This window comes from Citrobacter sp. R4 (genome assembly GCF_026719175.1).
Lineage (GTDB): Bacteria > Pseudomonadota > Gammaproteobacteria > Enterobacterales > Enterobacteriaceae > Citrobacter_A > Citrobacter_A sedlakii.
The window spans coordinates 80822-87317 of sequence record NZ_JAPPSU010000014.1 but is presented as its reverse complement, the minus strand read 5'-3'; the positions used below and the strand labels follow the sequence as shown (position 1 = coordinate 87317).

At 54.2% G+C, this 6496-nt stretch carries 6 protein-coding genes; 2 read left to right on the top strand and 4 right to left on the bottom strand.

The window, feature by feature from the left end; translation table 11 throughout:
* The first annotated feature begins 461 nt into the window (after positions 1–461).
* Together OOJ60_RS21405 and mdtD are read left to right on the top strand one after the other, a co-directional pair.
* A complete protein-coding gene (locus tag OOJ60_RS21405; RefSeq protein ID WP_042287377.1) occupies positions 462–1166 on the top strand; it encodes a FadR/GntR family transcriptional regulator in 705 nt (234 codons plus the stop codon).
* 11 nt (positions 1167–1177) lie between these two features.
* On the top strand, positions 1178–2605 hold the full coding sequence (gene mdtD / locus OOJ60_RS21400; RefSeq protein WP_205613153.1) for a multidrug transporter subunit MdtD: 1428 nt from the start codon (positions 1178–1180) through the stop codon (positions 2603–2605).
* Here the strand turns inward: mdtD and rbsR are convergent.
* The 4 genes from rbsR to rbsC all read right to left on the bottom strand — a co-directional run bounded on the left by rbsR (position 2571) and on the right by rbsC (position 6495).
* On the bottom strand, positions 2571–3569 hold the full coding sequence (gene rbsR / locus OOJ60_RS21395) for a ribose operon transcriptional repressor RbsR (RefSeq protein WP_082636810.1): 999 nt from the start codon (positions 3567–3569) through the stop codon (positions 2571–2573). The genes mdtD and rbsR overlap by 35 nt on opposite strands.
* A gap of 3 nt (positions 3570–3572) precedes the next feature.
* On the bottom strand, positions 3573–4502 hold the full coding sequence (gene rbsK, locus OOJ60_RS21390) for a ribokinase (protein WP_181823312.1): 930 nt from the start codon (positions 4500–4502) through the stop codon (positions 3573–3575).
* 112 nt (positions 4503–4614) lie between these two features.
* Positions 4615–5505 carry a ribose ABC transporter substrate-binding protein RbsB gene (gene rbsB, locus OOJ60_RS21385; protein WP_042287369.1) on the bottom strand — a complete coding sequence of 297 codons (891 nt, stop codon included), beginning with the start codon at positions 5503–5505 and terminating at the stop codon, positions 4615–4617.
* Between the two features lie 24 nt (positions 5506–5529).
* Positions 5530–6495 carry a ribose ABC transporter permease gene (gene rbsC / locus OOJ60_RS21380; RefSeq protein WP_042287366.1) on the bottom strand — a complete coding sequence of 322 codons (966 nt, stop codon included), beginning with the start codon at positions 6493–6495 and terminating at the stop codon, positions 5530–5532.
* Position 6496 lies beyond the last annotated feature (1 nt).

Below are 6496 nucleotides of genomic sequence, written 5' to 3'. Positions count from 1 at the left end.
ATTAAACTTCGTAATGAATTACGTGTTCACTCAGAGACTTGGTATTCATTTTTCGTCTTGCGACGTTAAGAATCCATGTCACTTTGAGTGCCCACACAGATTGTCTGATAAATTGTTAAAGAGCAGTGCCGCTTCGCTTTTTCTCAGCGGCGCGGGGTGTGCATAATACGCTTTCCCGCTTGAGAGTCAAGCATTTATTTTTGCTTTTCTCCGTGAGGTTCTGGTCTGAACCCCGCTGACCCGGCGGCTTGCGTGCCGTTGTTCCGTGTCAGTGGTGGCGCATTATAGGGAGTTATTTCGGGCTGACAAGAGGAAATTTAAAATAATTTCGCAACTGTTCCTTTTTTCGCCAAAACAGGCGTTAACGTGCCATAAAATAAGCGATTTGCTGTTTTTGCAGCCGCAATCACACTTCCTGATGGCATACTAATGAATAAGAAAAAGAGAAAGGACAATCAGTCATGCCTTTAAGCGCACAACAATTGGCTGCACAGAAAAACATTTCCTGGGTACTGGCTGAAAAGCTGGCGCAGCGGATCTTAAAAGGGGATTACGCACCCGGCGACATTCTTCCCGGTGAAATTGAACTGGGCGATCAGTTTGGTGTTAGCCGCACCGCAGTAAGAGAAGCCGTCAAAACGTTAACCGCCAAAGGCATGGTGTTACCGCGCCCACGTATCGGAACACGGGTCATGCCACAGGCTAACTGGAATTTTCTCGACCAGGAGTTACTGAACTGGTGGATGACAGAGGAAAACTTCCAGCAGGTGATCGATCATTTTCTGGTGATGCGGATAAGCCTTGAGCCACAGGCTTGCGCGTTGGCGGCAACGGTGGGTACGGCAGAACAAAAAGCGCATCTGAATACCTTAATGGAAGAAATGGTCGCGCTAAAAAAGAACTTTAAACGTGAGCGCTGGATTGAAGTGGATATGGCCTGGCATGAGCATATTTATGAGATGAGCGCGAACCCGTTCCTCACCTCTTTTGCCTCACTGTTTCACTCTGTCTATCACACCTATTTCAATGCCATTACCTATAACACCGTTGTGAAACTGGATTTGCACCAGGCGATAGTAGTTGCCATTGCGCAAAGCGACGCTGACGGCGCGTTTAAAGCCTGCCAGGCTTTACTGATGGCGCCTAACGAGCGTCCGGGAAACTAACGGGATACAGAATGATCAGAAAAAAAGCGCGCAGTATGGCTGGATTGCCGTGGATAGCGGCAATGGCCTTTTTTATGCAGGCGCTGGACGCCACCATTCTGAACACCGCTTTACCTGCCATTGCGCAGAGTCTCAACCGTTCACCGCTGGCCATGCAGTCCGCCATTATCTGTTATACCCTGACGGTGGCGATGCTGATACCGGTAAGCGGATGGCTGGCCGACCGCTTCGGCACCCGTCGTGTGTTTATGCTGGCGGTGAGCCTGTTTACGCTCGGTTCACTTGCCTGCGCGCTTTCCAGCTCGCTTCCGGAACTGGTTATCTTTCGCGTTGTTCAGGGCATTGGCGGGGCGATGATGATGCCGGTTGCTCGTCTGGCGCTGTTGCGCGCCTATCCACGTAGCGAGCTGCTGCCCGTTCTGAACTTCGTCACCATGCCGGGGCTGGTAGGACCGATTCTGGGTCCGGTGCTGGGCGGCGTACTGGTCACCTGGGCCAGTTGGCATTGGATCTTCCTGATAAACATTCCGATTGGCGTCGCCGGTATTCTTTACGCGCGCAAATATATGCCGAATTTCACCACACCGCGCCGCAAATTTGATATGACTGGCTTCTTTCTGTTTGGCCTCAGCCTGGTGCTCTTTTCCAGCGGAATGGAGCTGTTCGGCGAAAAGATAGTCGCCACCTGGATTGCGCTGAGCATTATCCTGCTCAGCATTGTGCTGTTGCTGGCTTATGTACGCCACGCTCGCCGCCATCCCACACCGCTCATTTCTCTGTCGTTATTTAAGACACGGACCTTTTCCGTCGGAATTACCGGCAACCTTGCGACACGGCTGGGGACCGGGTGCGTGCCTTTTTTGATGCCGCTGATGCTCCAGGTGGGATTTGGTTTTCCGGCGTTAATCGCGGGTTGCATGATGGCCCCCACCGCGCTGGGCTCAATTCTGGCTAAATCAATGGTGACCCAGGTGCTGCGCCGTCTGGGTTATCGCACCACGCTGGTGGGGATAACCGTATTTATCGGCCTGATGATTGCGCAATTCTCGTTGCAATCGCCCGCAATGCCAGTCTGGATGCTGATCCTGCCGCTGTTTGTGCTCGGCATGGCGATGTCGACGCAGTTCACAGCGATGAATACCATCACACTTGCCGACCTGACCGATGACAATGCCAGCAGCGGCAACAGCGTGCTGGCCGTAACACAGCAACTTTCGATTAGCTTAGGAGTGGCGATAAGCGCCGCCGTGCTGCGCATTTATGAAGGCGTAGAGGGAACCAGTACGGTTGAACAGTTCCACTACACCTTTATTACGATGGGCGCGATCACGATCGTGTCTGCGCTGATGTTCATGTTGCTGAAAGCGAAAGATGGTCGCAACCTGATCAAAGACCGTCACGCGCCTAAACCGACCCCCGCTCCATCAGAACAGGAGTGAGCTGCAAACGCTGTTGCTGCAAATCGGGCTGCGCCATGCGATGTATTAGCACATCGATGGCCAGCTCACCCAGTTCATCTTTGGGCTGATGAATGGTAGTCAGCGGCGGCGTCATGTAGCGCGCCAGTTCGATATCGTCATAGCCAATCACCGCCATATCCTGCGGGATCCGCAATCCAGCCTGATACAACGCCTGATACGCGCCGACAGCCATCGCATCATTCCCGGCAAACACGGCCTGGGGTCGCTGCGGATGCGCGAGCAGTTCCTGCATAGCCGCAAACCCGCCGCCAAACTCAAAATTGCCCATGATTTCATAGCCCGCAGGAACGGTAAGCCCCGCGCGCTGCATCGCGGCGCGATACCCCTCAACACGCAGCCGGGCCGGCGTTTTATCCAAAGGCCCGGTGATACAGGCGATACGGGTAAAGCCTTTAGCAATAAGATGCTGCGTGGCTAAGTCGCCGCCGAGCAATGAGTTATCCTGAATGAGATCGCTGTCGCCCTCACCGTCAAAGGGCGACCAGTCCATCATTACGGTGGGGATCGACGGGTAACGCTGCATGATTTCGCGCGACGGCTGGTGCGTTTCGGTACAAAGCAACAGTAAACCATCTACCCGTTTTTGCATCAGCGTTTCCAGATTGCGGTTCATACGTTGCTCATCGCCTTCGGTATTGCATAATACCAGGCTGTAGCCGCGCTCGAAGCAACTGCGTTCTACGCCGCGCACCAGTTCAGAGTAAAAGGGATTGGTACTCGCGGTGATAAGCATACCGATGGTGCGCGTTTGATTCAGCTTCAGGCTGCGCGCCAGGGCTGAAGGGGCGTAATTCAACGTTTTGATCGCCGCTTCGACTTTGTCAGTAATCGCTTCACTGACAAAGCGATCCTTATTAATGACGTGCGAAACGGTAGAAGTGGAAACGCCCGCCAGGCGGGCAACATCCTTCATTGTAGCCAAGCGTTACCTCTGCTGACCTAAAAACGCCTCAATTTCTTCACGCCACGGTACGGAAGGCTGAGCGCCTTTACGGGTAACGGCAATCGCTGCGGCGGCGTGCGCGAAACGAATCGCATCAGACAGCGCCTTGTCTTCCAGTAACGCCGCAATTAGCGCGCCGTTAAAGGTATCGCCCGCGGCAATGGTGTCGACAGCCTCGACCTTAAAGCCCGGCACGCGCTGACCTTCACCTTTCACGCTGGCCCAGACACCGCGGCTGCCTAATGTAATGAGCACCGTATCGATACCTTTTTTATGCAGAACCAGCGCGGCTTTTGCCGCATCTTCATCATTTTCGACACGGATACCGGTTAGCTTTTCCGCTTCAGTTTCGTTCGGAGTGATGATATCCACCAGCGCCAGCAGTTCGTCTGATAATACGCGGGCTGGCGCAGGATTCAGTACGACAGTGGTATGATTTTCATGCGCGATGTTGGCGGCTGCCAGTACACTGTCGATCGGCGATTCCAGTTGCATCAGCAATGCGGAAGCCTCAGCGATGCGCTCACGCTGCGCCTCAACCCGCGCAGGCGACAGCGCCGCGTTAGCCCCGGCATGAATACCGATCACGTTTTCACCTTCGCCGTTGACGAAAATCAGCGCTACGCCTGTGGGTTCGCCGTCAATTACGCTGACAGGGTCGACGTTGATATTGTCGCTCGCCAGCTGCTGACGAATGCTACTTCCGATATCGTCATCACCGGTACAGGCAATAAACGCAATGTTTGCCCCGCTGCGTCCCGCAGCCACTGCCTGATTCGCGCCTTTACCACCAAAAGCGACCTGATAGTGATTTCCGGTGACCGTCTCACCAGGTGCAGGAAATGTCTCAAGATTAAGAATATGGTCAGCATTAATGCTGCCGAGAACGACAAGTTTGCCTGCGGTTTTCATGTTCGGGGTGTCCATCAGAGAGCGCCACCGGTGTGACCCGGTGGCGTATGCCACACTTTACTTTTCTTTATTTGATGTCCCTCAGACGACGTGAGGTCGTCTGAATCGCCTACTACTGCTTAATGACCAGCTTCAGGTCAACCGGGTATTTGGCCTGAACTTTCTCGCCTTTCAGTACTTTGTCTGCCGTTTCTACGCCTTTCGCGCCGATCTGGTCAGGTAACTGAGCGATAGTCGCAGCCAGTTTGCCATCATTTACCGCTTTCTCGCCATCTGGCGTGCCGTCAAATCCGACGACCATCACATCAGATTTACCGGCGGTTTGCAGCGCACGCAGTGCGCCCAGCGCCATCTCGTCATTCTGAGCGAATACCGCCTGCACGTCCGGATGCGCGGTCAGCAGGTTCTGCATCACGTTCAGACCTTTAGTGCGGTCGAAGTCAGCTGGCTGGCTGGCCAATACATTAAATTTGTGTGCGGCGACCGCCTGCTGGAAACCTTCGCCACGTTCACGCGCCGCAGATGTACCGGCTATGCCCTGCAATTCAATGACTTTTGCGCCTTCGCCAGCTTTCTTCGCAATGTAGTCGCCCGCGATTTTGCCGCCCAACACGTTGTCAGACGCGATGTGGCTGACAACATCGCCTTTCGTCGCCTGGCGGTCAAGGGTGATGACCGGGATCTTCGCCTGGTTTGCCATCTTCACGGCATTACCTACCGCGTCGGAATCAGTTGGGTTAATCAGCAGGATTTTAGTGCCACGAACGGTTAAGTCCTGAACGTTCGCCAGCTCTTTCGCCGGGTTGTTCTGAGAATCCAGCACCACCAGGTTGTAGCCCAACTTATCGGCTTCTTTCTGCGCCCCATCTTTCAGGGAAACAAAGAACGGGTTGTTCAGCGTGGAGACCACCAGCGCAATGGTATCTTTCGCCATCGCATTCGCGCTTACGGTGGCGCTTAGCGCAACAGCTGAAACCAGGGTAGCCAGTTTTTTCATGTTCATATTTAAGATGTCCTGTAGTCGTTGTTACTGCTTTTTGTTGTCTACCAGTACCGCCAGCAATATCACCACCGCTTTGACGATCATCTGGTAATAGGAGGAAACACCTAACAAATTCAAACCATTATTCAGGAAACCAAGAATCAATGCGCCGATCAAGGTCCCAACAATGCGCCCTTTACCTCCCGCCAGACTGGTCCCGCCAAGCACAACAGCCGCAATGGCGTCGAGTTCATAGCCCGTCCCGGCTGTAGGCTGCGCGGAGGAAAGACGCGCCACTTCAATGATGCCCGCCAGCGACGCCAGCAGGCCGCAGAGCGAATAAACGATAATTTTGATTTTACTGACGCTGATACCGGACAAGCGGGTTGCCGCTTCGTTACCGCCCAGCGCGTAAATATAGCGGCCCAGCCGGGTATGGTGCAGCATGTACCACGCCGCCAGGAAGACAATCCCCATGATCCACACCGGCGTCGGAACACCCAGCGGACGGCCAATACCGAACCAGCCAAACAGATCGGCGTTTTCGGTAAAGCCGGTATTCACCGGGCTTCCGTTGGTGTAAACCATCGTCACGCCACGTAACAGCAGCATCATTACCAGCGTGGCGATAAACGCCTGTACTCGCCCTTTCGCCACGATAACGCCAGTCACCGCGCCCACGGCGGCACCTAATGCCAGCGCGGCGGCAACGGCCACCAGCGCGTTCACCTCCAGTCCAACAATGGAAGCGGCAACGGCGCCGGTGAGTGCCAGCAGGGAACCGACGGACAGATCGATACCCGACGTCAAAATCACCAGCGTCATCCCAACCGCCATAATGGCGTTTACGGAGGTCTGCTGAAGAATGTTGAACAGGTTATTAACGGTAAAAAAGTTAGGGCTTAAGGTCGATACAATCGCGATCAGCACCAACAGCGCAATGAGCGACTTCTGCTCCATCAACCACGCTTTGGTGAAATAACGGCGACCAGAAACAGCCTGGGTAGTCATT

Coding starts and splice junctions, on each gene's coding strand:
- OOJ60_RS21405 (WP_042287377.1), top strand. CDS start 462: ATGCCTTTAAGCGCACAACAATTGGCTGCACAGAAAAACATTTCCTGG.
- mdtD (WP_205613153.1), top strand. CDS start 1,178: ATGATCAGAAAAAAAGCGCGCAGTATGGCTGGATTGCCGTGGATAGCG.
- rbsK (WP_181823312.1), bottom strand. CDS start 4,502: ATGAAAACCGCAGGCAAACTTGTCGTTCTCGGCAGCATTAATGCTGAC.
- rbsB (WP_042287369.1), bottom strand. CDS start 5,505: ATGAACATGAAAAAACTGGCTACCCTGGTTTCAGCTGTTGCGCTAAGC.
- rbsC (WP_042287366.1), bottom strand. CDS start 6,495: ATGACTACCCAGGCTGTTTCTGGTCGCCGTTATTTCACCAAAGCGTGG.